Below are 24,096 nucleotides of genomic sequence, written 5' to 3'. Positions count from 1 at the left end.
GCCTCAATGATTGGTCGCTGGCTGCAAGGTTGCCTTGCGCCGATGGAATAGCCGCTCGAGCCACAAGTATATGACCGGCGTGGTGAACAGCGTCAGCGCCTGACTGACCAACAGGCCGCCCACCACCGCCATACCCAGCGGCTGACGCAGCTCCGCTCCGGGACCGGAGCCGATGATCAGCGGGACCGCACCGAGCATTGCGGCAAGCGTCGTCATGATGATGGGCCGGAAGCGAGTGACACACGCCTCGTAGATGGCGTCCTGTGGCGACAGGCCACGGCTGCGCTGCGCGTCCAGGGCGAAGTCGATCAGCAAGATGCCATTCTTCTTGACGATGCCGATCAGCAACACCAGCCCGATCAGCGCCATGATCGAGAAGTCCTGACCGAACAACCAGAGCATCACCAACGCGCCGAGCCCCGCCGCAGGCAACGTGGAAATGATAGTCAAGGGATGAACGAAGCTTTCGTACAGCACGCCGAGGATGATGTAGACCGCAACCAGCGCAGCGAGAATCAGCCAGGGCTGGCTCGCCAGCGAGCTCTGGAAGGCCTGCGCCGCGCCCTGAAAGCTGCCGCTGATCTCGGCCGGCATGCCGATTTCGTTCTTGGCCCGCTCAAGCATGCTCACCGCATCGCCAAGCGCCACCCCAGAGGCAAGATTGAACGAGAGGTTGGACGCGGGAAACATACCGTCATGACTGATCGACAGCGGCCCGCTGACAGGCGCATCGATCCTCGCCACTGCGGACAGCGGCACCATTTCGCCGCTCAACGGGGATCGCATATAGAAATAGTCGAGGCTTTCCGCTCTGCCACGCTGATGCCGGCTAAGTTCGAGAATGACGTTGTACTGGTTCGTCTCGGTCTGGTATTCGCTGATCTGGCGCTGACCGAAAGCATCGTATAGGGCCTGATCGACGTCGTTGGTAGTCAGGCCGAATCGCGCCGCAGCGGCGCGGTCGATACTGATATGCGTGGTACTGCCCCCGAGTTGCAGGTCATTAGAAATGTCACGAAACGCCGGATTTTCCCGCAGCTTTTCGGTCAGGCGCTGCGTCCAGGTATTGAGCGTGGGCCCGTCATTGCCCTTGAGCACATATTGGTACTGGCTGCGACTGGGACCCGCGCCGAGATTGATGTCCTGTCCGGCACGCAAGTACAAGACGACGCCCGGCACCGCCCTCAGCTTGCCTCTTACCCGATCGATGAAGGCGCTGGCGGAAACGTCGCGCTGGTCGCGGTCCTTCAGCGAGATCCAGAAGCGGCCATTGGCAATGGTCTGGTTGCTACCGGTTACGCCTACCGCATGGGTAAACGCTCTGACCGCAGGGTCTTCGCTGAGGATCTTCGCCAATGCCAGATGCTTCTCGACCATGTCCGGGTAGGAGACGTCGGCCGCCGCCTCGGTGGTGCCGAGGATGAATCCGGTGTCTTGCACGGGGAAGAACCCCTTCGGGATGAAAACATAGCCCGAGACAGCCAGCGCCAATGTCAGGCTGAACAGCCCGAGCATCATCCGCTGATGAGCAAGCGCACGGCGCAACCCGTTTGCATAGTGGCCCAACAGCCGCTCGCCGAAACCGGGACGCAGCTGCACGTCATGAACAGGAGCCCGCATGAACAGCGCGGCGAGCGTCGGCGCCAGCGTCAGGGAAACCACCACGGAAATGAGGATGGTGGAAGTGGCTGTCAACGCGAATTCCTTGAACAGCCGCCCTACCACACCGCCCATGAACAACAGCGGGATGAACGCCGCGATCAGCGAGGCACTGATCGAAATGACCGTGAAACTGATCTCGTTGACACCCTTGATCGCAGCCTCGCGCCTGCCTTCGCCGGCCTCCAGATGACGGTGAATGTTTTCCACCACCACGATCGCATCGTCCACTACGAAACCCACCGCGATCACGATGGCTACCAGGGTCAGGTTGTTCAGGCTGAAACCGAGCACATACATCAGCGCGAGTGAGGCGATCAACGAAACGCCAAGCACGCTGGATACGATCAGGGTCGCCGACCATTGCCGCAGAAACAGCGCCATCACGCCGATGACCAGCACCACCGCGATCAACAGCGTGAGTTCCACCTCATGCAACGACGCGCGAATGGTCTCGGTACGGTCGTTGAGCACAGTGACTTCGATCGACGCGGGCAGAAGCGCTTGCAGGCGCGGCAGCTCGCCCAGAATGCGATCCACCGTTTCGACGATGTTGGCGCCGGGCTGACGCCTGATCACGAGGTTGAGGCCTGGCTCGTCGCCCGACCAGGCTCGCACGTAATCGTTTTCCGACCCGCTCGTGACCTGCGCGACATCGTTCAGGTGCACCGGAGCACCATCGACATAGGAGACGATCAGTTGTCCGTATTCCTCGGGCTGGAACAGCTGGTCGTTGGTCGAGATTGTGGAGATGCTCGACTCGCCATAAAACGCGCCCTTGGCCAGGTTGAGGTTGGTGTTCTGAATTGCCTGGCGAATGTCGGCCAGGGTGAGGCCGACCGCCGCCAGTTTGTCCGGTGATGCCTGCACGCGAATGGCCGGGCGACGCTGGCCGGTGATATTGATCAGCCCGACCCCTTCGATCTGACTGAGCTGCCTTGCCAGCACGGTTTCGACCTGGTCGCTCAATTCCGTCGCAGGCATCAAGGCGGAACTGACGGTGAGAATCAGCACGGGGCTGTCGGCGGGATTGACCTTTCTCCAGGTTGGCAGGCTCGGCATATCCTGTGGCAACTTGCCGGCTGCACTGCTGATCGCGGCCTGTACCTCCTGCGCAGCGGTATCGATGCTCTTGTCGAGGGAGAACTGCAGTATCAGGTTGGTCGATCCCAGTGCGCTGCTTGAAGTCATCTGCGTCAGGCCGGAAATCGCGCTGAATTGCACTTCCAGCGGCGTCGCCACAGATGACGCCATGGTTTCCGGGCTGGCACCAGGTAACTGAGCGGTCACCTGGATGGTCGGAAACTCCGCCTCTGGCAACGGGGCAACCGCCAATCGGGGATAGGCGATCAAGCCCATCAGCAGCATGGCGAAGGTCAGCAACAAGGTCGCGACCGGGTGATGGACGCACCAGGTCGATACCGAACCCCGGCTGCTCATTGCTGCGCCTGTATGGCAAGCGTCTGTTCCGATGGCGCTTCGAGCACCTCGACTTTTGTGCCCGGCTTAAGTCGCGATTGACCATCGCTGACCAATACATCGCCGGCTTGCGCGCCCTCGATGATGACTGTCTCGCTGTCGCGATAAATCAGCTTCACCGGCACCACCTCAGCGACATCACCGTTGAGCCGATAGACGAAGTGATTGTTCAGGCCGCGCAGCACCGCCTTGGGCGGGACGACCAGCGCGTTCTTGTAGAGCGCGGTCTGTACCTTGACGTTCACCAGTTGCCCGGGCCAGAGGTTCTGATCGTCGTTAGCGAATTCGGCCTTAGCCCGTAGCGTGGCGGTGGTGGCGGAGATTTGATTGTCGATCAGGGTGAGGCGGCCTTTCCCGAGCACGTTCTGCGCCGACCTGTCATCGCTCACGTAGGCTTTGACGATTGCTGATTCCGGCGCATCGAGTAGCCGCTTCAGGGTCGGCAACATCCCTTGCGGCAGCGAAAACTCCACCGCAATGGGTGCGATTTGCGTGACCGAAAACAACCCTTCGGCATCGCTCATCCGCAAAAAGTTGCCCTCGTCCACATTGCGAATGCCCACCCGCCCAGCAACCGGCGACCGAATCTGGGTGTGGGACAGTTGCACCTCGGCTGCGGCAATCGCGGCCTTGTGCCCCGAAACCGTAGCCTTGAGTTGATTGAACAGCGCCTGCTGTTGATCGAAGGTCTGTCGTGACACGCCGTTGTCGGCAATCAACAAACGGTATCGCTTGAGATCGATTTCCGCTCCATCCAGTTGCGCCTGGCTTTGCCCCAATTGCGCCTTGGCCTCGGCGAGGCTGGCGCGGATCGAACGGTCATCTATGGTGGCAAGCAATTCGCCCGCCTTCACCCACTGCCCTTCCCGGACGTGGAGGCGGGTCAGCATGCCGTCGACTTGAGGACGGATCACCACGCTGTGCAGCGAAGCCACTCGGCCGATGCCGCTTGCATAAGCCGCCACATCCCTTTTCTCGACGACCACAACCCGCACCGGAACCGCAGTGGAGGTTAAGGCCTTGGTAACGGCAGGCTCGCTCGATAGCCAGCTGCCTGCGATAGCCAGGCCGACTAATCCACATAAGGCTGCAATTACTTTGGTTCGGGTACGCATCGATAGGACGCCAGACGAGGTTATTAGATTTTTGTGGCTCACTTATAACCTGCCGGACAGGTCAGCAGAATGACCACCAACTGACAGCGCTGTCAGCAAGGGCTAGCTGCGGGAGCGAATTGTCGTCACCGGTCGCAACGCCGTGCTCCATCCGTAATTTTTTCAGTGCCGCTGACATGTTCGTCACGCCTAAAAGCGCGCACAAAATCAGACTCAAAGGTAAATCCGACGACTCATGGGTAAAAACCCGTAGCGGGGGGTAAGGCAACCTATTCGACGTCTGCCAATACTCGGGACACAAACAGAACAAGAGTCCCGCAATGAATATGTACCAACCCACCGAGCGGAACGAGGCCGGCCAGATCGGACGTTCCCAGGCTCGCGTCGAAGATGCGGCGCTGTTGCGCGGGCTGGGCCGCTATGCCGATGACATGGCCACCCCGCCCGGCACCCTGCACGCTGCCATTGTTCGTTCGCCTCATGCGCACGCTCGCATCATCTCGGTCAATGCCTCGCCTGCACTGGCCATGAAGGGCGTACATGCCGTGCTCACCGGAGAGGACGTCAAGCGTTGGGCAAACCCTTTTCCAGTCGGCGTCCGTGCCCCCATGGAGCATTGGTGCCTGGCGGTGGACAAGGCTCGCTATGTGGGTGAACCCGTCTGCGTGGTCATCGCAGACGACCGTTATCTGGCCGAGGATGCGCTTGACGCGATTCAGGTCGAGTATGAGCCGTTACCGCCGATCATCGATCCGGAAGCCGCCACCCAAGAGGAAGCGCCCGTACTCCATGAGGCGGTGGGTAGCAATGTGGTCAATGAGCGTAACTTCCGCTACGGCGATCCGGAGCGGGCGTTCGAAGAGGCGCCTCACCGGGTGTCGATCAAGGTCCACTACCCGCGAAACTCCTGCACCCCGATCGAGTGCTATGTGGTGCTGGGACATTACCAGGCAGCCACCGGCACCTATGACGTCCTTTCCAATTTCCAGGGCCCCTACGCGCTGCACTCGGTAATGGCACGTGCGCTGAACGTCGCAGGGAACCGCCTGCGCCTGCGCACGCCGCCAGATTCAGGTGGCAGCTTCGGCATCAAACAGGGGGTGTTCCCCTATGTAGTGCTCATGGGTCTGGCGTCACGCAAAGTCGGCGCCCCGGTCAAGTGGGTCGAAGACCGGCTGGAGCACCTGCAGGCCTCATCCAGCGCCACCAACCGCGTCTGCGAGATCCAGGCAGCAGTCGAGAGCGATGGTCGTGTGACGGCCTTGCACTACGACCAGATCGACGACTGCGGTGGCTACCTGCGCGCGCCGGAGCCCGCCACCTTCTACCGTATGCACGGCAACCTGTCTGGCGCCTATGCCATTCGCAACCTGTCGGTGCGCAACCGCGTCGTGCTCACCAACAAGGTACCCAGTGGGCTCAACCGCGGGTTTGGCGGCGGCCAGGTGTACTTCGCACTGGAGCGCCTGATGCACGAGGTCGCGGTCCAGCTTGGTCTGGACCCGCTGCAGGTTATTCGGCGCAACCTGGTTCCGGCGGGCGTGTTCCCCTATCGAGCTGCCGCTGGAGCCCTTCTCGACTCAGGCGACTATCCCGCAACCGTCGACCTCGCCATTCGGGAGGGCGGACTCGACGAACTGCTGCGCCGCCAGAAACAGGCACGTGCCGAGGGCCGCCTCTACGGCATCGGCTACACCGCCGTGGTCGAGCCGTCGATTTCCAACATGGGCTACATCACCACCGCGATGACGCCCGAAGAGCGGCGCAAGAGCGGTCCCAAGAACGGTGCGGTCAGCACGGCCACCGTCAGCGTTGACCCGCTTGGTGGCGTGACGGTCCACATTTCGTCGACCCCCCAGGGCCAGGGTCACCAGACCGTTGTCGCCCAGATCGTGGCGGAGGTGCTGGGCGTGGCGCTCGGCAGCATTAACGTCAATGTCGAACTGGACACAGGCAAAGACGCCTGGTCGATCGCATCGGGCAACTACTCCAGCCGCTTTGCTGGCGCGGTCGCAGGCTCGGTATACAACGCAGCGGTGAAAATCCGTGAACGCATGGCCGGTATTGCGGCCGCGATGTGGGATGTACCTGCGGATCAGGTGCGCTTCGCCGGTGGCAAGGTTTTCGTTGAAGACGGCCCCAGCCAAGCCTTCCACCGTATTGCAGGATCAACCCACTGGTCGCCTGGCCTTCTCCCTGAAAATGAAGAAGGCGGACTGCGCGAAACCGCCTTCTGGACGCCGCCTCAGCTGACCGCTCCAGACGATAACGACTGCATCAACAGCTCGCTGTGTTACGGCTTCATCTTCGATTACTGCGGCGTGGAAATCGATCGGATCACAGGTCAGGTCCATATCGACCGCTACGTCACCTGCCACGATGCCGGTCGAATCCTCAACCCGATGCTGGTCGATGGACAGATCCGCGGCGGATTCACCCAAGCGCTCGGCGTCGCACTGATGGAAGAGTTCGCCTATGGCGACGACGGCAGCTTTCTTTCGGGCACCTTCGCCGACTACCTGGTGCCGACTGCGCCCGAGGCCGTGGAACCGGTGATTTTGCATATGGAGACGCCCTCGCCCTTCACCCCGCTTGGCTCCAAAGGGGTGGGCGAAGGCAACAACATGAGTACGCCGGTGTGCATCGCCAATGCCGTGGCCGACGCACTGGGTCGTTCGGATATCAAGCTGCCGATGACGCCGTCGCGCGTGCGCAGCATGATCGGCATCGACGAGCCACCACCGCCCGAAGGCGTGGTGTCTGAAGCACCACGGGTCGCCGGTGGCTCGGCGCTGCAGGCACAGGACTCGGTGGAAATTCCGGCGCCGCCGCAGCAGGTTTTCGATGCCCTGCTCGATCCGGAAACATTGCAGTCGATCATCCCTGGTTGCCATGCGCTCGAGCTGGAAAGCGAAAACCATTACCGCGCCGATGTAACCGTAGGCGTTGGAATGATCCGCGCTCGCTTCGCGGCGCGTGTTGGGCTGACGGATCTGGACCCGCCGCATTCGCTGCGCCTTTCCGGCTCGGGCAACAGTCCGATGGGCTCGGCGACCGGTAGCGCCAAGGTCACTTTCGTCGAGCTGGACAACGGCCATACGCGACTGGAATACGCCTACGACGCAGCCGTGAGCGGCAAGGTCGCTGCCGTGGGCGGACGCATGCTGCAGAGCGCCTCGAAAGTGATCATCGGCCAGATATTCACCCGCCTCGCCCAGCGCCTGACCGGCAAGCCAGTGAAGACCAGCCCCTGGCAAAGACTGCTCGCCCTGCTGGGCCTGGGAGGTGCGAAATGAAACCCGCTGCATTCGATTACGTTCGCGCCGCTAGCAAGCGCGAGGTGCTGCAATTGCTTGCCGAGCACGGCGAGCAGGCTCGGGTCATCGCTGGCGGTCAATCGCTGATGGCGGTGCTGAACATGCGCCTGGCACAGCCGAAGGTGCTGATCGATATCAACCATGCCAGCGACTTGCACTACCTGAATCTGGAAAAAGGCCGTCTGGTGATCGGCGCCGCCGTGCGCCAGGTCGAGCTGATGGATCGCCCAAGCCTGGCCGACGAAGTACCACTGCTGGCCCAGGCCATGCCCTGGATCGGCCATTTCCAGACCCGCAACCGCGGCACCGTTTGCGGCTCGGTCGCTCACGCCGATCCCAGCGCGGAAATCCCCCTGTGCCTGGTCACGCTTGGCGGCACCGTGGTGCTCGAGTCACTCAAGGGCAAACGTCGGGAAATCGCCGCAGCGCAATTTTTCCAGGGCGTGCTGACCACCGAAAAGCGTCCGGACGAGCTGGTCGTTGAAGTGCACTTTCCGCTATGCGAAGCGGGTGTCACCTATCGCTTCCAGGAAATTGCCATGCGCCACGGTGATTTCGCGCTGGTCGCGCTGGCCGCCTGCATTCGCCAGGACCAGGTCGACCTGGGCGTAGGCGGCGTCGCCGACCGCGCGGTCTTGCGCCGCCTGCCCCTGGGCGCGGAGCTGAAAGACGCACTCAACACGTTCGCCTGGTCGCTCGGCGCGCAGGACGATGTACATGCCAGCGCGGCATACCGGCGTCAGCTGGTCCGCGAACTGGGCCAACAACTGATCGAGGGCAATACCCATGCACGCGCCAGCTGACCAGCGCTATCCCGTCAAGTTGGAACTCAACGGCCGGCAGCGCGAAGCGCTCGCGGAGCCGCGTATGCAGCTATGCGACTTTCTGCGCCATGAGCTGGGCGCCACGGGTGTGCACGTGGGTTGCGAGCACGGCGTCTGCGGTGCCTGCACCGTGCTCGTGGACGGCGTGGCCTCGCGCTCCTGCCTGATGCTGGCGGTACAGGCTCACGAGCGTCGGATCGATACCGTGGAGTCGCTCGCCCGTGACGACGTCATGAATGATCTGCAACAGGCATTCAGCCGCCACCACGCGCTGCAGTGCGGCTTCTGTACCGCCGGCATTCTGATGTCCTGCGTGGAATACCTCGAACGCGTGCCGAACCCGGACGAAACCCAGGTTCGCGACATGCTGTCCGGCCACCTGTGCCGCTGTACCGGCTACACCGGAATGGTTCAGGCGGTACTCGAAGTAGCACAAAAACGACAAGAAAACCCCGTGGAGAACAACAACAATGTTTGATCTTGGACGCAGCTTCCTCGCCGCGGTCGAACGCCGGCCGCAAACGGTGGCGATCAGCGACGGCGAGTTGAAGAAAACTTACGAGACCTGGTTCGCCGATATCCAGAACGCCGCCCACGGCCTTGAGCGACTGGGCCTGAAAAAAGGCGACCACCTGGTTGCCGTCATGCAAAACCGCTGGGAAATGGCCACCTTGCACTGGGCCTGTCAGTTCGCTGGCATCATCATGACGCCTCTGAACTGGCGCTGCAGCGCCGACGACCTGAGCTGGTGCGTCAGCGATGCCGAAGCACGCGTAGTGATTCATGACGACTCGGCACACGAAGCTGTCAGCGCCTGCGATTTCAAGGGTGTTCAATGCATCAGCTCCGGCCTGCCAACCAGCGGCAACGTCATGAGCTTCGAGCAACTTATTGCCGACGCCCCAAGCGAAACGATCCTGCGCGCCGGCCCCGAAGACTGGTCGCTGATGCTCTACACATCCGGCACCACCAGCCGTCCCAAAGGCGTACCCCGTAGTCACCGTGCCGAGCGCGCCTCCGCCGTCGCGCACGTGGCGCAGAATCTGTATGGCCATGAAGAGTGCACATTGGGCGTGATGCCGCTGTATCACACCATGGGCGTGCGCTCATTGCTGTCGATGGCATTGCTGGACGGCCATTTCGTCTGCGTGCCGAAATTCGATGTCGAAGCCACGCTGAACGCCATCGAGCGCGAGAAGATCACCAACCTGTATCTGGTGCCGACGCTCTATCACATGCTTATCGAACACGCTGCGTTCAGCGCCGAGCGTGTCGCCAGCGTGACCAAGCTCGGCTTCGCCGGCGCGCCGATGAGCGATGGATTGATGCAACGGGTCGAGGCGGCATTCAAGCCCGAACTGTTCGTCAACCACTACGGCAGCTCGGAAATCTACACCTTCACCATCGACCAGAAGGCCAGCGGCAAGCCCGGCTCGTCGGGGCGTAGCGCGCTCAACCAGCGCATCCGTGTCGTGGCGCTCGACGCCCAGTCAGCCGACGACCTGTGCAAGCCCAACGAAGAAGGCCAGATCATCGCCGACCTTTCCAGCGACGAAGCCTTCGATGGCTACTGGAAGCGGCCAGATGCTGATGCCAAATCCATTCGCGACGGCTGGTACTACACCAGCGACACCGGTTATTTCGATGACGATGGCGATCTGTTCGTCACCGGCCGCGTCGATGATTTGATCATCACCGGCGGCGAGAACGTCAGCCCCGCCGAGATCGAAAATGCCTTGTCTCTCCATCCGGCAGTCGAGGAAGTCGCCGTGGTGGGCTTGCCGGATGAACAGTGGGGCAAGCTGGTCGCTGCGTTCATCAAGCTGCGCCATCCGATTACCGAAGATGAATTGGACGCCCATTGCGTCTCGTCCGGCCTGGCGCGCTTCAAGCGCCCGCGTCGTTACGAATTCATCGACCAGATCCCCAAATCGCCGGTCGGCAAGGTCCTGCGCCGCGTACTCGTCGCCGAGTACGGCCAGCCCGTGACCACTAACTGAATCCCCTTTTCGCACGTAGGAACATCAGACATGAACAGCCAGCAGATCGCCCAATTCCTGGAAACCTCCTTTGACGGCTTTACCGTCGAGCTCAATACCGAACGCGAACGCGCCGACATCATTCTGGGGCGTCCACCGTTCAACGTTATCGCCATGAGCCAGCGCGATACGCTGCGCGAAGTTTTTGAAGCACTGGATGCTCACCCGGACGTGCGTGTCATCGTCCTGCGCGCCGAGGGCGAGCACTTCTCCAGCGGCGGTGACATCAAAGGCTTCCTCGAAGCATCTCCCGAGCACGTCTCCAAACTGGCCTGGAACGTTGCGGCGCCGGTGCGTTGCACCAAGCCGGTTATCGTGGCCAACCGCGGCTACACCTTCGGTGTCGGCTTCGAGCTGTCACTGGCCTGCGATTTCCGTATCGCTTCGGAGACGACCCGCTATGCCCTGCCCGAGCAGAACCTCGGCCAGATCCCAGGCTCGGGTGGCTCCGCGCGGCTTCAGAAGATCATCGGCATCACCCGCACCAAGCACATGGTCATGCGCGCCAAGCGCATCACCGGGCAGCAAGCCTACGACTGGGGCATCGCCACTGAGTGTGTGCCGGATAACGAGCTGGAAAGCACCGTAGACGCGTTGGTTGATGAGCTGCGCCGATTCTCGCCGCTGGCCCAGCGCACCGCGAAGAAGCTGATCAACGACAACGAAGACTCGCCGTTGACGGTCGCCATCGAGATGGAAGGCCATTGCTACAGCCGCCTGCGCAGCTCGGCAGATTTCAAGGAAGGGGTCGAAGCCTTCCACGGCAAGCGTCCGGCGGTGTTCCGCGGCGAGTAAGCGACACCCAAAAGCAAAACGTAACCGAGCGTTGCGTGCCGCCTGGCCAATGCATTTTTGATCAGAGGGATGCGAGCCACGCAACAGCCGGCGCAGGTTTCTTCGCCGGCTGCATGCGCTTGGCCTGGATGCGAGGTCAAGCGGATGGGTCCCGGCAGCAGCTGCAGATAACAACAAACAGAGGCATCACGATGCTCAACGATATGACTCCTTTGGCGAAGGATCTGCCAGACGCCAAACCCGGCAAACCAGCGCTGCGCCAGATACTGAACAGCAAAACCATCAGCGTCGGCCTGGTAGCGGCTGTGTTTGGCTGCACCGGCCCCGCACTGGTGGTGATCAAGGCCGCCGAGGCCGGGCAACTGAGCGCTGGTCAGACCGTTGCCTGGTTGTTCTCCATCTACGTGCTGGGCGGGCTGCTCAGCCTGTTCCTTGCACTGCGGTATCGCCAGCCAATCTGCGGCGCCTACACCATTCCCGGCGCTGCGATCCTCGCCACATCGCTTGTGGGCATGAACTTCAGCGACGCCGTGGGCGCCTTTATCATGAGCGGCTTGCTGGTCTTGCTGCTCGGCGTTTCCGGCCTGATCGGACGGCTGATGCGGTGGCTACCCATGCCGATCGTGATGGCGATGATCGTGGGGGCCATGATTCGCTTCGCCACCGGAGCCGTCGATTCGATTGCCGCCATGCCATTGATCGCAGGCTCCGCGGCGCTGAGCTTCTTTCTGGTCACGCGGTTCGTCAAATCGGTGCCGCCGGTGATGGTGGCCGGCATCGTTGGATTTGGCCTTGCGCTGGCGATGGGTCAAATACAGCCCGCTGATGTGGACGTTGCTTTCGTGATGCCCGTCTTTACCGCACCGACTTTTTCGCTGGATGCCTTTCTGGCCATTACCATTCCGTTGACTGCACTGGTTATCGGCGCCGAAAACGCCCAGGCCGCGGGCGTACTGATGGCCGAGGGCTACCGTCCGCCTATCAATGCAATGACAGTGCTCAGCGGCATTGGCGGCGTACTCGCCGGCCTGCTGGGCGGCCACAACGCGAATATCGCCGGCCCCATGACCGCGATCTGCTCATCCGAGCAAGCGGGCGAAGACCCGCAGCACCGCTACGGCGCGGCACTGGTCAACGGCGTGCTGTTCGGTCTATTCGGATTGTTCGCAGGCCTCGCCGTGCCGTTCATCCTGGCGTTGCCAAAGGCGCTGATCATGATCGTCGCCGGGTTGGCGATGATCGGCGTGCTGCTCAGCGCTCTGCAGCAGGCATTCCAGAAGGGCGGCGCCTGCCAGATCGGCGCTTTCGTGGCCCTTGCCGTGGCCATGAGCGACTTCTCCCTGTGGAGCATCAGCGCGCCGTTCTGGGCACTGCTGTTCGGTGTACTGGTGTCCTGGCTATTGGGTGAAATCGACCGCTGATCGATGCTCTGAATAACCGCAAGACACGCAAACAGCCAGGTCAACGCCCTGGCTGTTCCAAAGCGCACGCTGATGGCTCGTATCAGTATTCATTAATTTCATCCATTTACTGCTGAACCTAAGATGGAACCAGCCATAGAGCCAGCTACTGCACAGCATTCATAACAATAAGTAGAGGCGGACATGAACGACCCCGTGCTTTTTCAGCATTTCCCGACAGGCCCAGTGCGTTCACGCCGCCGGCCTCTGTTCGACATAGCCGAACCCGTCTCCACGGCAAAGGCGTCCCACAAAAATAACAGGCGTCTCGCCAAGCCCATCGAGCCTGCCATCAGGCTAGAGGCTGCATATCGGCATCCCGTCAGCCAACGTTCGGTATTGGCCGACCACGGAGATGGCAGAACATCATGAAAAGTCTTTTGAATCCTGCATCGATCATCGCGCTCTGCTGGGCGGCCTTCCAGATTCACATGGTGTACGGCGAACCTCTGGAACTGATAGTCGCCGTGCCTATTCACGTCATGTTTGGCGTGGTGCTTACCTTTATCACCCATCCGCTGCGCCAAGACAGCCGGGGTAAGCTGTCGCTTGCCCGTGCCTCGGATTACCTGCTGGCGGCAATCGCAGCGGCCATCGCTGCGTACTACCTGATTGACGCGGAACGGCTAGTCACGCGGATCGCCATGGTCGATCTGTTGGAAAAATGGGACTTCATCGTCGGCATTGCAACCATTGCCCTTGTGATCGAGGCCGTACGCCGGTCGCTGGGAATGGGCTTGACGGTAGTTATCCTGGTATTCCTCGGCTACCAGTTCATCGGCCCCGCGTTACGCGATCTGCCGTTGTTGAGCATCATCGGTCACGGTGGCGAACCGACCATGTTGTTCCTCGAGACGTTCCTCGATCTGCAAACCATGCAGAACGAAGGCGTGTTCGGTATCCCGAGCATCGTTTCCTACAGCCAGGTGTTCTACTTCCTGCTGTTCGGCGCGTTCCTGCAGCTGTTTGGTGGCGGCCAGCTGTTCATGGACATGTCCGTGCTGTTGGTGGGGCGCTTCCGCGGCGGCATGGCCAAGGTATCCATTGTCTCTTCGACCCTGTTCGGCGCGGTGAGTGGCAGCGCCACCGCCAACGCGGCGGTGATGGGCATGTTCACCATTCCGGCGATGAAGAAGTCGGGGATGAGTTCGGAAGAGTCCGCTGCGGTCGAAGCCGCCTCGTCAACCGGCGGGCAATTGATGCCACCGGTCATGGGCGCGGCGGCTTTTCTGATCGCGCAGTTCATGGGCATCCCTTATGCTCAGGTCGCCATCGCCGCGCTGATCCCGGCGCTGCTGTTCTATATCGCGCTGTACTTCGTTGTGGATCTACTGGCCCGTCGCAAGGGCCTGACAGCGCTCAAGTTGAGCGAGATGGACACCAACTGGGCCAGCGTCTTCAAGCGTCTTTACTTGTTCATTCCCGTGATCATGTTGGTCTATCAGATCATGGCCGGCCGCGCCTTGAGCTCCGCCACGCTGGAAGCCATCTGGGTCACGATAGTCTTCGGCCTGATCACCCGTGTTTGGGGAGGTTTCAGCGCTGAGGGCATCAGCGGCGCAGTCAAAGCCACCGCCAACGTGTTCATCGATTCGCTGAAGGCGCTGGATTCCGGTTCGCGCGGCGCCATTGCCGTGGCAATTCCTTGCGCTGGGGCAGGCATCGTCGTCGGCATCGCGTCGATGACCAACCTGGGGCTGACGTTCGGCTCGTTCGTCACTGCGCTATCGGGCGGCATGCTGATCCCTGCCCTTCTGCTGGTGATGCTCATGGTCATCGTCATGGGCATGGGTATGCCGACCACCGCCGCCTACATCATGGGCGCAATCCTGGCCATCCCGGCGCTGGACAAGCTTGGGATCCCGGCGTTGTCGTCGCACTTCTTCGTGCTGTACTTCGCCGCTCTGTCGATGGTCACACCACCCGTGGCGCTCGCCGCCTTCGTCGCAGGAGGAATCGCCAAGGCGAATATCTGGAAGACAGGCTGGATCGCGTTCCGCTACAGCCTGGCCGGCTTCCTGGTGGCATACGCTTTCGTCTTCAGCCCAGCGCTGCTTTTGCAGGGCGAGTGGACCGAAATACTTCCCGCAGTCGTCACCGCGGTCATCGGTTGCTATGCCCTGGCTGGCTGCGTGGCGGGCTATCTGAGGGCTAGAAACACACTGCTCGAGTCGTTCCTGCTGTTTGTCGCTGCCGCGATGCTGATTGCACCGGTAATCAAGGCGTCGCTCGCAGGTCTGGTTCTGCTGACCCTGGTATGGGTCTGGCAAGTCCGCAAGACAAAGGCCGCCTCCAGCAACGCCTTGATGGAGAGTTCAAGAGCCTGATTTAACGCCAGCTCAGCTCAACTGTCTGGCAAACGTTTCACCCATAAAGAGAACAAGAAAATGATTAAAGCATTCAAGAAAAACGCACTGCCTTTCATTCTCGGCGGCTTCCTCGCCTTCTCCGGTACGGCCTTTGCCGCCGACCCGGTAAACGTCAAATTCGCTGCCGGGCCGACCGGCACCACCTGGTACGCCTACGCGGGCTCCCTGCGCACCGAGATGCTCGAAGGACTGCCGCAGGGATCGACTGTCGACATCCTCGGCACCCCCATGGCTATCGCCAATACCAAGCTGCTGGCTGCCAAACGCTCGGACATTGGTTTGATTTTCCCGCCAGTCGCCTCTTGGGCGGTGCAGGGCTTCGGGCCGTTCGACAAGAAGATAGACAACGTGCTCGGCCTGGTCGGTGGCCTCGACCAGTATTACCAGCGCATCACCGTGCAGAAAGACAGCCCCATCACCTCTATCGCTGAGATAAAGGAGAAAAAACTTGCAGTGCGTATCGGTACCGGCCCGCAGGGCAGTCTGAACGAGTACATCAGTAAATTGATTCTCGAAGCCAACGGACTGACCTATGAGGATATCGAGGCCTTTGGCGGCAGCGTCAGCAAGTCCAGCCTGAGCATTCTGCAGGACCAGTTCGGCGACAAGCAGATCGACATGATCATCGGCATCACCACAGAGGGCCACCCGAACACCGCACAGCTCTCCATCGCTCCCGGCCAGCGCTTCCTCAGCCTGAGCGACGATGCCGTGAAATTCCTCGAAAAATACGGCTTCGCGCGTGCCACCATGCCCGCCAACATGTTTGAAGACCAGAGCGAGCCGGTAGAGGGTGTGGGCTTCAGTACATCGCTGTATGCCAATGCTTCGGTGTCCGAGGAAGATGCCTACCAGATCACCAAGGCGGTCATGGAGCGTCGTGAAAACCTCCAGCGCTCGTTCGGTTCGATGAAAGGCTGGACCGCTGAAGGCTCGGCCGCCGAAACCAATCTGGGCACCCCGCTGCACCCAGGTGCGAAGAAATACTACAAGGAAGCCGGGCTGCTGAAGTAAGCGCGCCCACCGTCTTGCAGGAGCGAATGAATGATCGGCAATCCCGAAACACTAACCGGCGGGCAAGCGATAGTTGAGTTGCTGCGGCGCAATGGCGTCGACCGCGTGTTCACTGTTCCCGGCGAAAGTTTCCTGCCGGTTCTCGACGCCCTGCATGATGCACCGGACATCGAGCTGGTGGTATGCCGCCAGGAAGGCGGCGCCTCAATGATGGCCGAGGCACACGCCAAGATCACCGGACGCCCCGGCGTCTGCTTCGCCACTCGTGGCCCCGGCAGCGCCAACGCGCTGGCCGGGCTGCATGTGGCGTCACAGGATTCGACCCCGCTGCTGGTGTTCGTCGGTCAGGTGCCGCGCGGCTTCCAGGAGCGAGAAGCCTGGCAGGAAGTCAACGTAAAGGCGCTGTTCGGGTCGGTCGCCAAGTGGGCCTCGGACATCCAAGAGGCTGAACGTCTTCCGGAGTATGTCAGCCGCGCCTTCGCCACCGCCCAGTCGGGACGCAAGGGGCCCGTGGTAATGGGGTTGCCGGAAGATCTTCTTTATCAACAACTGAACAGGGTCGAGCTTGAACGCTCGCCCGGCGTGCAGAGCTACCCCGCCCCACGCGACGTACTGTCGCTTCTCGCATTGATGGCCGAAGCCAGGAGGCCGCTCGCCATATTTGGCGGGTCAGGCTGGACGCCGGAAAGCCGCCAGCAGTTGCAACACTTCGCCGAAATACACGGCCTGCCGGTGGTTACAGCCTTCCGACGGCAGGATCGCTTCGACAACGGCAGCCCGAACTATGCAGGCGACGCCGGCCTGGGCATGAACCCCCAGCTGGCGGAGCTGATAAAGGAAGCCGACCTGTTGATTGCGGTCGGTACCCGGCTGGGTGACATCGCCACCCGGCACTATGAGCTGGTCGAGGTCCCGCGACCCCGTCAGCAACTTATTCATGTCCACCCCGAGGCCGAGGAACTGGGCCGTGTCTACCAACCGGATCTTGCGATCTGTGCCGGGATACAGGGTTTTGCCGACGCTGTCGGATCTCTGACCAGACCACCATTGACGGCGGAGCGCGAATCCTGGCTCGACCGGGCTCGCCAGGCCTACCTCGACTGGAGCAAACCGACCGAATCACCGGGCCCGCTGCAGCTAGGCGAAATCGTAAAATGGCTTGGCAATCGACTGCCGCCCAACGCCGTAATCAGTAATGGCGCAGGCAATTACACGTTATGGGTGCACCGCTTCTACCCGTTTCGCGCGCTAGGCAGCCAGCTTGCGCCTACCTCTGGATCGATGGGTTACGGCCTGCCGGCGGCGATCGCAGCCAAGCTGGCCAATCCCGAACGCCCGGCGGTGTGCTTTGCCGGCGATGGCTGCTTCCTGATGACTTGCCAGGAGCTGGCGACGGCCGTGCAGTACAAAGCGAACGTCATCGTCATCGTGGTCAACAATGGGTCCTACGGCTCCATTCGCATGCACCAGGACAAACAGTATCCCGGACGCCGCTACGGCACTGACCTGATAAACCCGGACATGCTCCGGCTAGCGGAAGCGTTTGGCGCCGGTGCCGCCCGCGTGGAGCAGACCGAGCAGTTCGCCGAAGTGTTTGAACAGGCGCTGGCCGCGAATCGTCCCTTCCTCATTGAACTGATCATCGACCCGGCAATACTCAGGCCTTAATGGCATCAACTGGTGTGCCGGCGAGTTAATTAGAAGCGATCGTCGAACGGGATGGTACGAAGCCCCACACCCTCACCCCAGCCCTCTCCCTCAAGGGAGAGGGAGCCGGTTTGTGCAAACCGCCAACATAGGTGACAGACCAGACCGGGAGCATGGGTTACCCATGCCCGGTCGCACAGTTCGGTGTGAACTGACAGAGCGGCAGCCGACTTCAAACCTATGCGGCCACCGTTCAACCCATGCCATTCGAAAAAGAACGCGACGCTGCGGAACAGCCAGGCCAATACGCAAGCTGCAATCACAGCAATACCCTCGCGCCGACACGGAACAGCCTTCTCTCCCTTGAGGGAGAGGGGGCTAGTTCGGTGTGAGCTGAAAGCCCGGCAGTCAACTTCAAAACGTATGCCGCTACCGATCAAGCCCGCACCATTCGGAACAGTACGCTGCGCTGCGGAAGCAGCAAAGCCAACGCGCAAGCTGCAATCACAGCAATGTCTTCGCGCCGACTCGGATCAGTCCCCTCTCCCTCCGGGAGAGGGCTAGGGTGAGGGCCTGCGAGGTCGAGCCGGACGACAATCCGCCACGGCACGCACGCAGCCCCATGCCTATGACTTGATCACGAGCATACTGCGCTCAATGCATTACCGAGCCACCGTCGACCACCACGGTTTCGCCGGTCATGAAGGCGCTGTCATCCGAGGCCAGGAAAAGCAGCGGACCGATAAGGTCTTCGGGCATCTGGTCGCGTTTGATGGCGCGGCTGGCAATTACGGGTGCGGTCAGGCGTTCGCGCATCTCTGCGTTGGCCACCACGCCCTCGCTCAGCACCAGCCCCGGTGCCAGCGTATTTACGGCGATGCCATGGTCACCCAGTTCACGGGCGAGTGCCCGCGTCAGCGCCAGGATCGCGCCTTTCGAGGTGACGTAATGCAACATGTTAGGCGTGCCCTTGAATGGGGTACCGGACGAGATATTGATGATGCGCCCGTAACCACGGTCCTTCATGTACGGCGCTACCGCCTTGGCGCAGACGAAGGGACCGCGCACATTGACGGCCATGACCTTGTCCCATTCACCGACATCGATTTCGTCGAACGACTTCATTTTCAACGATGCATAAATCGCCGCGTTGTTCACCAGAACGTCAATTCGGCCGAAGCGCTCCATGGCCGCCGTGGCCATGGCAGCGGCGGAAACCTCGTCGGACACATCGGTCATCACCGAAATCGCCTGGCCTCCCGCCGCCTCGATCTCGTCGACTACGGCAGATCCATCCAGCACATCGGCTACCACGATATGCGCGCCTTCCGCCGCCATCGCCCTGGCGTAGGTGGCGCCGATTCCCTGCGCGGCACCGGTGACGATCACCACCTTGTCTTTCAGTCGAGTCATAACGTTCTCCAGTCAGGCCCGGTCATAAGGCCGGGGTCAGGCTTTCGACCTTGCAGGTCTTGTTAAAGGAATGCCGTCACCAGCCCTGGCTGCCAGGCAAGAAGCACCATCACCAGCAGCGTGATAATCAGGAATGGCAACAATGGCCGCATGATGTCGCCCGGGCGACATCCGGTAACCCGGGATGCCACGTAGAGCGCTGCGCCAACGGGCGGGGTCAACAAACCGAGGGTCAGGTTGATGCACATGATGACGCCCAGGTGATAGGCATTGATGCCGTAGACCGACTCGGCCACCGGCAGCACTATCGGCACTAGAAGAATCAACGCTGCGATGCCATCGATCACCATCCCGACTACCAGCAGCAAAGCGATAAGCAGCAACATGTAGACGAACGGATCGGAAGTCATGCCTTGCATGATTTCGCCCAGTTGCTGCGGGATCTGCTCATAGACGATCACCCAGCCGAACACCGCCGCGGCGGCCACCAGCGCCAGGACCACACCGCTGTTGATGCCCACGCGCAGAAGCATGTCGCCCATTCGGTCCAGCTTCATTTCGCCGTGGGCGAAACGACCCACTATCACCGCCATCGCGCCGCCTACCGCAGCCGCTTCCGTCGGCGTGGCGATGCCGCCGATGATGCTGCCGATCATCACTACGGGCACGCTGAGAGAAGGCACGCTACCGAGGATGTTCTTTATCTTCTGCGCCCGGCTCAGGCGCTCGCTCGGCGGGTACTGATAGAAGAAACCGAGCAGAGCAATTACCAAGATGAACCCCGCTGTCATCAACAGCCCGGGAACGATGCCGGCGATGAACAGGTCGCCGATGGATATCTGCGCCAGCACCCCGAAAATCACGAACAGCATGGAAGGCGGAATGACGGGCGCAAGCAAGGCACCGGCCGCCGTCGTCGCGGTTGCGAAGTTGCGGTCGTACCCCTTGCGATGCATTTCCGGAACCATCACCTGCGACATGACCGCGACTTGGGCATTGGCAGAACCAACGATCGAGGCCAGCATCATGTTGGCGAGGATATTGATGTAGGCCAGCCCGCCGCGGACCGAACCCAGGAAGACCGACGCCAGCGCCACCAGGCGCTTGGTGATCCCACCCTCGTTCATCAACTCGCCGACCAGCATGAACAGCGGAATGGCCAGCAGGCCGTAGTTGTCCAGGCCGCCGAAGAACTGTTGCGGGTAAGACAGAAACAGCACGCTGTTGCCACTGAGCTGGATGTAAGCCATCGCGCTCACTGCCAGGACCAGCGCGATCGGCACACCAATGAACAGGAGTACAACAAAGATTCCAATGACCATGCTTATTCTCCAGCCCCGGCAGCAGAAACCTCAGTGCGCAACTCGGACTGCGGCGTTTTCCAGGTATCCAGCAGATTGGCCAGCGCATGAACGCTGCTGCTCAAGGCCACCATCGGCAAGATCAACCAGAACCAGAATTTGGCGATACCGAGCGTAGCGGTCGGTTCCTGATAGACGTAGTTGAAGGAATTGGCCGCGAACGCGTCGAAATCGAAGCCACTGCTGATCAGCAGCAGCGGATCGAACCACAGGTAGCAGAGCACTAGCATGGCGACCGCAAACCCCAGCACGATCAGATCGGATGCACACCTGAGCGCCTTTCGGACCCCATCCGGCACCGCATCGGCCAACAGGGTGACGGACACCGCGTCGCGCGTCTTGAGGGTCACACTGAGGCCCAGCATTGCCACCCAGACCATGATCAACACGGCGAGCTCATCGAGCCAGAAGATCGGCGTTCTCAGCGCCCGACCAACGACGTTGATCAGAATCATGATGGGCAAAACCAGGACCAGCGCCCGCAGCGCCCCTCGTTCAAACCGACCAATGCCGTTACTCAGCGCATGAATCATCTGCACTTCCCCAAGCGGTTGAATATAAGCGGGTCACCCAGGGGCCAACGCCCCCAGGCAAGGTTCGGATCACTGAGCGAGGGCTGCTGCTTCCTTGCGCAAATCGGCCAACACCGGCGTCTTTTTCATCCAGATGTCTTCCCACTGCTGAAGCTTGTCGCCAAAGAACTCGGGGCCTACCTGCGTCACCTTGATGCCTGACTCCTCGATACTGGCTTGCGTCTGCGCTTCGGATTGCGCGTATTGCGCGGTCAGGCTGTCGAGATGCTTGCGCGCCAGCTCGCGAATCAGCTTGCGGTCTTCTTCGCCGGTCTGCGCCCAGATGCGGCCGGACATCAGGCCAATTACCGGGAACATCATGTGATTGCTCTGCAACACCGTCTTGGCGCGCTCATGCAAGCGCAGCTTCCAGATCAGTTCCAGATCGGCGTCGACACCGTCCACCTGGCCGTTGGCCAGGGCGTCGTAGACATCGGTGATCGGCATGGGCGTTGCGGCGGCGCCGAGCAAACGGTAGAAATCCTGCACTGGCGGGAACGGCGTAATGCGCATCTTGCGACCCTCGACCGCATCGACGCTGTCCGTAGGGAACGCATTGAGCATGAGCCGCATCCCTGCCACGCCATAACCGAGGCCCACAACGCCAGCCTTGGCGGGCAGTTGCGTCAGCAGGCCCTGGGCGGCGGGGCCATTGAGCAGTTGGCCGGCCTGCACCACATCCTTCACCAGGTAGGGCGCGAACAGCGCGCCGAAATCAGGCACTCGGTTGGCGATCTCGGCGGTGGTCATGAACGCCATATCCAGCGCGCCAGTCTGCAATTGCTGCAGCATCCGCGCCTCGCTGCCCAGTTGCCCCGCAGGGAATACCGAGACGCTGTATTTACCCTCGGAACGCTCCTTGAGCTCGTCGCCCATGGCCTGCGCGGCCTGCGTCCAGGCATGTGTGCCTGGCACGATCAGGCCAAGCCGCAGGTCCTTTGCGCTGGCCCCGACGCTGGCGAACAGGGCAGTCGCGGAAAAAAGAGCACATAGCCATTTTGTTGTTTTCTTCACTGTGTTCACCTTTGATTTGCATGAATTCAAGGGCGGCGATGGGACTGCATCAAGCGATGGCATTCGCCAGGAGTCGACAGGCCTGCGCGCTGCGGGCCGTCAGGTTTGATGTGAAGGAGTCTGGCGCTGCGTGATTGCAGGACGGCCCAGGAGGATGCCAAGAGTCGAACGGCGCCCACTCGGCTGCGCTAGCCAGCAGGTTCGCGGCAGGCGAAGGCGAGACTCGGTCGGATATCGCGTGCAAGAAGAGCGCTCATGACAACCCCTTTATTCTTATTGGCCAAGACGGTGATCGAACGACACTGTCGGGTCACCGCACCGCCTTGATTGCGCACAAGAACGTAGCCCACGCCAGCGCCCAACGGCCATTAGTGAATAATGATCCGAGCAATCAGCGAACGTTATGGCAGCAGCTGCCCAAGCTGCTTCCCAGCGCAACTCAGGGCATCGCCGACACTGATGAGATGCATCAGAAAAGCTTAATAGGCAGGTGTGTCGCTGCCTCCTAGCATGGCCGAAAGAATAATCATGAGAGAGCCATCTATGTCGCCCAAGCCTTCCTATTCCGTCGAAAACACCGGACCCGCTCTGCCGGTTGGAGCCAGCTTGCGGGGCTGGCTGAATCACCTCCAACAAAGCGGTCGTTTCAATATCGTCCGAGCGGGCACCGAGCTGCGTTTCGGTGTCGCTGCGATAGCGAACCGTCTCGACGGCCAGAGCGCCTCGCTGTTTCTCCGCCCAAGCGGCCACTCCATTCCGGTTATCTCCGGCCTGCTGTCGGACCGTCAGTGGATGGCCGAGGCGATGGGGGTCGAATCATCTCGGGTACTGGCCCGTTTCGAAGAAGCCAGCCTGAACCCACTGCCATGGCAGGAAACCGAGGATGCGGTGTGCCAGCAGGTCGTGCATCGCGATGTGGATCTGCTGGCGCAGCTGCCGATCCCGACGCATAACGAGCACGACAGCGGCGCCTACATTACCGCGGGGCTGCTTATTACACGCAACCCGCGTACCGGCGTGCAGAACGTATCGATCCATCGCTTGCAGGTCAGTAGTCACAACCGCCTCGGCGCCCTGCTGCTGCCACGCCATACCTTGGCGTACTTCCAGGAAACCGAAAGCGTTGGCGAGGATCTGGAGGTCGCGGTAGTCGTCGGCTGCGACCCCCTGACCCTGATGGCATCCCAGGCGATCGTGCCGATCGACCACGATGAACTGGAAATTGCCGGCGCACTTCACGGCCAACCGCTCAAGGTCGCCAAATGCGTCACTAACCGCATCCGCGTGCCGGCCGATGCCGAGATCGTCATCGAAGGAAGGCTGCTGGCGAATACGCGCGAAGAAGAAGGTCCTTTCGGTGAATTCCCGCAGTATTACGGCGAGCGTGCCGAGCGACACGTAATCGAGGTGGATGCTGTCACTCACCGGGACTCACCGATGTTTCATACCATCGTCGGTGGTGGTCTGGAGCATCTTCTGCTGGGCGGCATTCCGCGCGAAGCAACGATGCTGGCCCATCTGCGGCGCAGCTTCCCTTCGGTGCGCGACGTGCATCTGGCTCGGGGAGGCGTATGCCGGTATCACCTGTATGTGCAGATCGACAAGCGTTCCGAGGGCGAGGCGAAGAACGTCATCCTCGGTGCGCTCGGCGGGCACTACGACATCAAGCATGTCGTCGTCGTGGATACCGATGTCGACATCCATAACCCCACCGAAGTCGAGTGGGCGGTAGCGACGCGCTTTCAAGCCGATCGCGATCTGGTACTTATCCACGAATCCCAATGTTCCAAGCTCGACCCCTCCACGCGTGACGGCATCGGTTCGAAGATGGGCTTCGATGCCACAGTTCCCCTTGCGGCCCCACCGATGCGTTTCAAGCGCATCCGAGTTCCCGGCGAAGCTGAGGTGGAGCTCGCCGAAGCCTGCCAGTTGGCCGGCGAAGATTGGGAGCAGCTATTGACCCACTCGCGGCACGACTGAGCTACTCAGCGAGACAGCAACGTGCGCGGGGCGCCTTG

At 61.2% G+C, this 24,096-nt stretch carries 16 protein-coding genes; 10 read left to right on the top strand and 6 right to left on the bottom strand.

Annotation, left to right across the window (positions count from 1 at the left end; genetic code table 11):
• Window positions 1-3: 3 nt before the first annotated feature.
• Window positions 4-3,099 carry a multidrug efflux RND transporter permease subunit gene (locus tag D7241_RS01110; RefSeq protein WP_408099957.1) on the bottom strand — a complete coding sequence of 1,032 codons (3,096 nt, stop codon included), beginning with the start codon at window positions 3,097-3,099 and terminating at the stop codon, window positions 4-6.
• Window positions 3,096-4,253, bottom strand: coding sequence for an efflux RND transporter periplasmic adaptor subunit (locus D7241_RS01105; protein WP_408099956.1), 1,158 nt, complete (start codon window positions 4,251-4,253; stop codon window positions 3,096-3,098). Before D7241_RS01105 ends, D7241_RS01110 begins: the two co-directional genes overlap by 4 nt.
• Before the next feature lie 320 nt (window positions 4,254-4,573).
• Here D7241_RS01105 and D7241_RS01100 point away from each other — a divergent pair, with 320 nt between their 5' ends.
• The 9 genes from D7241_RS01100 (at window position 4,574) to D7241_RS01060 (ending at window position 17,739) form a co-directional block, all read left to right on the top strand.
• The gene (locus D7241_RS01100) at window positions 4,574-7,549 is read left to right on the top strand and encodes a xanthine dehydrogenase family protein molybdopterin-binding subunit (RefSeq protein WP_408099955.1); all 2,976 of its coding nucleotides are present in this window, start codon (window positions 4,574-4,576) and stop codon (window positions 7,547-7,549) included.
• On the top strand, window positions 7,546-8,373 hold the full coding sequence (locus D7241_RS01095; protein WP_408099954.1) for an FAD binding domain-containing protein: 828 nt from the start codon (window positions 7,546-7,548) through the stop codon (window positions 8,371-8,373). The genes D7241_RS01100 and D7241_RS01095 overlap by 4 nt, the downstream gene beginning before the upstream one ends.
• Window positions 8,357-8,872 carry a (2Fe-2S)-binding protein gene (locus D7241_RS01090; RefSeq protein WP_408099953.1) on the top strand — a complete coding sequence of 172 codons (516 nt, stop codon included), beginning with the start codon at window positions 8,357-8,359 and terminating at the stop codon, window positions 8,870-8,872. Before D7241_RS01095 ends, D7241_RS01090 begins: the two co-directional genes overlap by 17 nt.
• Complete coding sequence (locus D7241_RS01085; protein WP_408099952.1) at window positions 8,865-10,394, top strand: AMP-binding protein; 1,530 nt, start codon at window positions 8,865-8,867, stop codon at window positions 10,392-10,394. The genes D7241_RS01090 and D7241_RS01085 overlap by 8 nt, the downstream gene beginning before the upstream one ends.
• Window positions 10,395-10,424: 30 nt before the next feature.
• Window positions 10,425-11,228 carry an enoyl-CoA hydratase/isomerase family protein gene (locus D7241_RS01080; protein ID WP_255982227.1) on the top strand — a complete coding sequence of 268 codons (804 nt, stop codon included), beginning with the start codon at window positions 10,425-10,427 and terminating at the stop codon, window positions 11,226-11,228.
• A gap of 191 nt (window positions 11,229-11,419) precedes the next feature.
• Window positions 11,420-12,649 (top strand): benzoate/H(+) symporter BenE family transporter, encoded by a 1,230-nt coding sequence (locus D7241_RS01075; RefSeq protein WP_408099951.1) that lies wholly within the window; start codon window positions 11,420-11,422, stop codon window positions 12,647-12,649.
• 407 nt (window positions 12,650-13,056) lie between these two features.
• A complete protein-coding gene (locus D7241_RS01070) occupies window positions 13,057-15,015 on the top strand; it encodes a TRAP transporter permease (protein ID WP_408099950.1) in 1,959 nt (652 codons plus the stop codon).
• Window positions 15,016-15,075: 60 nt separating this feature from the next.
• On the top strand, window positions 15,076-16,071 hold the full coding sequence (locus D7241_RS01065; protein ID WP_408099949.1) for a TAXI family TRAP transporter solute-binding subunit: 996 nt from the start codon (window positions 15,076-15,078) through the stop codon (window positions 16,069-16,071).
• A 30-nt stretch (window positions 16,072-16,101) separates the two neighbouring features.
• Complete coding sequence (locus D7241_RS01060) at window positions 16,102-17,739, top strand: thiamine pyrophosphate-binding protein (RefSeq protein ID WP_408099948.1); 1,638 nt, start codon at window positions 16,102-16,104, stop codon at window positions 17,737-17,739.
• Between the two features lie 633 nt (window positions 17,740-18,372).
• On the opposite strand, the gene D7241_RS01055 is transcribed toward D7241_RS01060, so the two are convergent.
• The 4 genes from D7241_RS01055 to D7241_RS01040 form a co-directional block, all read right to left on the bottom strand.
• Window positions 18,373-19,131, bottom strand: a complete 759-nt coding sequence (locus D7241_RS01055) for an SDR family NAD(P)-dependent oxidoreductase (RefSeq protein WP_408099947.1) — start codon at window positions 19,129-19,131, stop codon at window positions 18,373-18,375.
• A 62-nt stretch (window positions 19,132-19,193) separates the two neighbouring features.
• A complete protein-coding gene (locus D7241_RS01050; protein WP_408099946.1) occupies window positions 19,194-20,453 on the bottom strand; it encodes a TRAP transporter large permease in 1,260 nt (419 codons plus the stop codon).
• Window positions 20,454-20,455: 2 nt separating this feature from the next.
• Entirely contained in the window at window positions 20,456-21,025 is a 570-nt protein-coding gene (locus D7241_RS01045) for a TRAP transporter small permease (protein ID WP_408099945.1), read from the bottom strand.
• Window positions 21,026-21,094: 69 nt separating this feature from the next.
• Window positions 21,095-22,078 (bottom strand): TRAP transporter substrate-binding protein, encoded by a 984-nt coding sequence (locus D7241_RS01040; RefSeq protein ID WP_408099944.1) that lies wholly within the window; start codon window positions 22,076-22,078, stop codon window positions 21,095-21,097.
• 528 nt (window positions 22,079-22,606) lie between these two features.
• Here D7241_RS01040 and D7241_RS01035 point away from each other — a divergent pair.
• Window positions 22,607-24,058 (top strand): UbiD family decarboxylase, encoded by a 1,452-nt coding sequence (locus tag D7241_RS01035; protein WP_408099943.1) that lies wholly within the window; start codon window positions 22,607-22,609, stop codon window positions 24,056-24,058.
• The last annotated feature ends 38 nt before the right edge of the window (window positions 24,059-24,096 follow it).

This window comes from Stutzerimonas sp. VN223-3 (assembly GCF_045999685.1).
In the GTDB taxonomy this organism is placed as follows: domain Bacteria; phylum Pseudomonadota; class Gammaproteobacteria; order Pseudomonadales; family Pseudomonadaceae; genus Stutzerimonas; species Stutzerimonas stutzeri_AR.
The sequence above is the reverse complement of the archived record's forward strand: the minus strand, read 5'-3'. Positions and strand labels throughout refer to the sequence as shown.

Coding starts and splice junctions, on each gene's coding strand:
- D7241_RS01095 (WP_408099954.1), top strand. CDS start 7,546: ATGAAACCCGCTGCATTCGATTACGTTCGCGCCGCTAGCAAGCGCGAG.
- D7241_RS01080 (WP_255982227.1), top strand. CDS start 10,425: ATGAACAGCCAGCAGATCGCCCAATTCCTGGAAACCTCCTTTGACGGC.
- D7241_RS01075 (WP_408099951.1), top strand. CDS start 11,420: ATGCTCAACGATATGACTCCTTTGGCGAAGGATCTGCCAGACGCCAAA.
- D7241_RS01105 (WP_408099956.1), bottom strand. CDS start 4,253: ATGCGTACCCGAACCAAAGTAATTGCAGCCTTATGTGGATTAGTCGGC.
- D7241_RS01060 (WP_408099948.1), top strand. CDS start 16,102: ATGATCGGCAATCCCGAAACACTAACCGGCGGGCAAGCGATAGTTGAG.
- D7241_RS01055 (WP_408099947.1), bottom strand. CDS start 19,131: ATGACTCGACTGAAAGACAAGGTGGTGATCGTCACCGGTGCCGCGCAG.
- D7241_RS01100 (WP_408099955.1), top strand. CDS start 4,574: ATGAATATGTACCAACCCACCGAGCGGAACGAGGCCGGCCAGATCGGA.
- D7241_RS01090 (WP_408099953.1), top strand. CDS start 8,357: ATGCACGCGCCAGCTGACCAGCGCTATCCCGTCAAGTTGGAACTCAAC.
- D7241_RS01035 (WP_408099943.1), top strand. CDS start 22,607: ATGAGAGAGCCATCTATGTCGCCCAAGCCTTCCTATTCCGTCGAAAAC.
- D7241_RS01045 (WP_408099945.1), bottom strand. CDS start 21,025: ATGATTCATGCGCTGAGTAACGGCATTGGTCGGTTTGAACGAGGGGCG.
- D7241_RS01110 (WP_408099957.1), bottom strand. CDS start 3,099: ATGAGCAGCCGGGGTTCGGTATCGACCTGGTGCGTCCATCACCCGGTC.
- D7241_RS01065 (WP_408099949.1), top strand. CDS start 15,076: ATGATTAAAGCATTCAAGAAAAACGCACTGCCTTTCATTCTCGGCGGC.
- D7241_RS01070 (WP_408099950.1), top strand. CDS start 13,057: ATGAAAAGTCTTTTGAATCCTGCATCGATCATCGCGCTCTGCTGGGCG.
- D7241_RS01050 (WP_408099946.1), bottom strand. CDS start 20,453: ATGGTCATTGGAATCTTTGTTGTACTCCTGTTCATTGGTGTGCCGATC.
- D7241_RS01085 (WP_408099952.1), top strand. CDS start 8,865: ATGTTTGATCTTGGACGCAGCTTCCTCGCCGCGGTCGAACGCCGGCCG.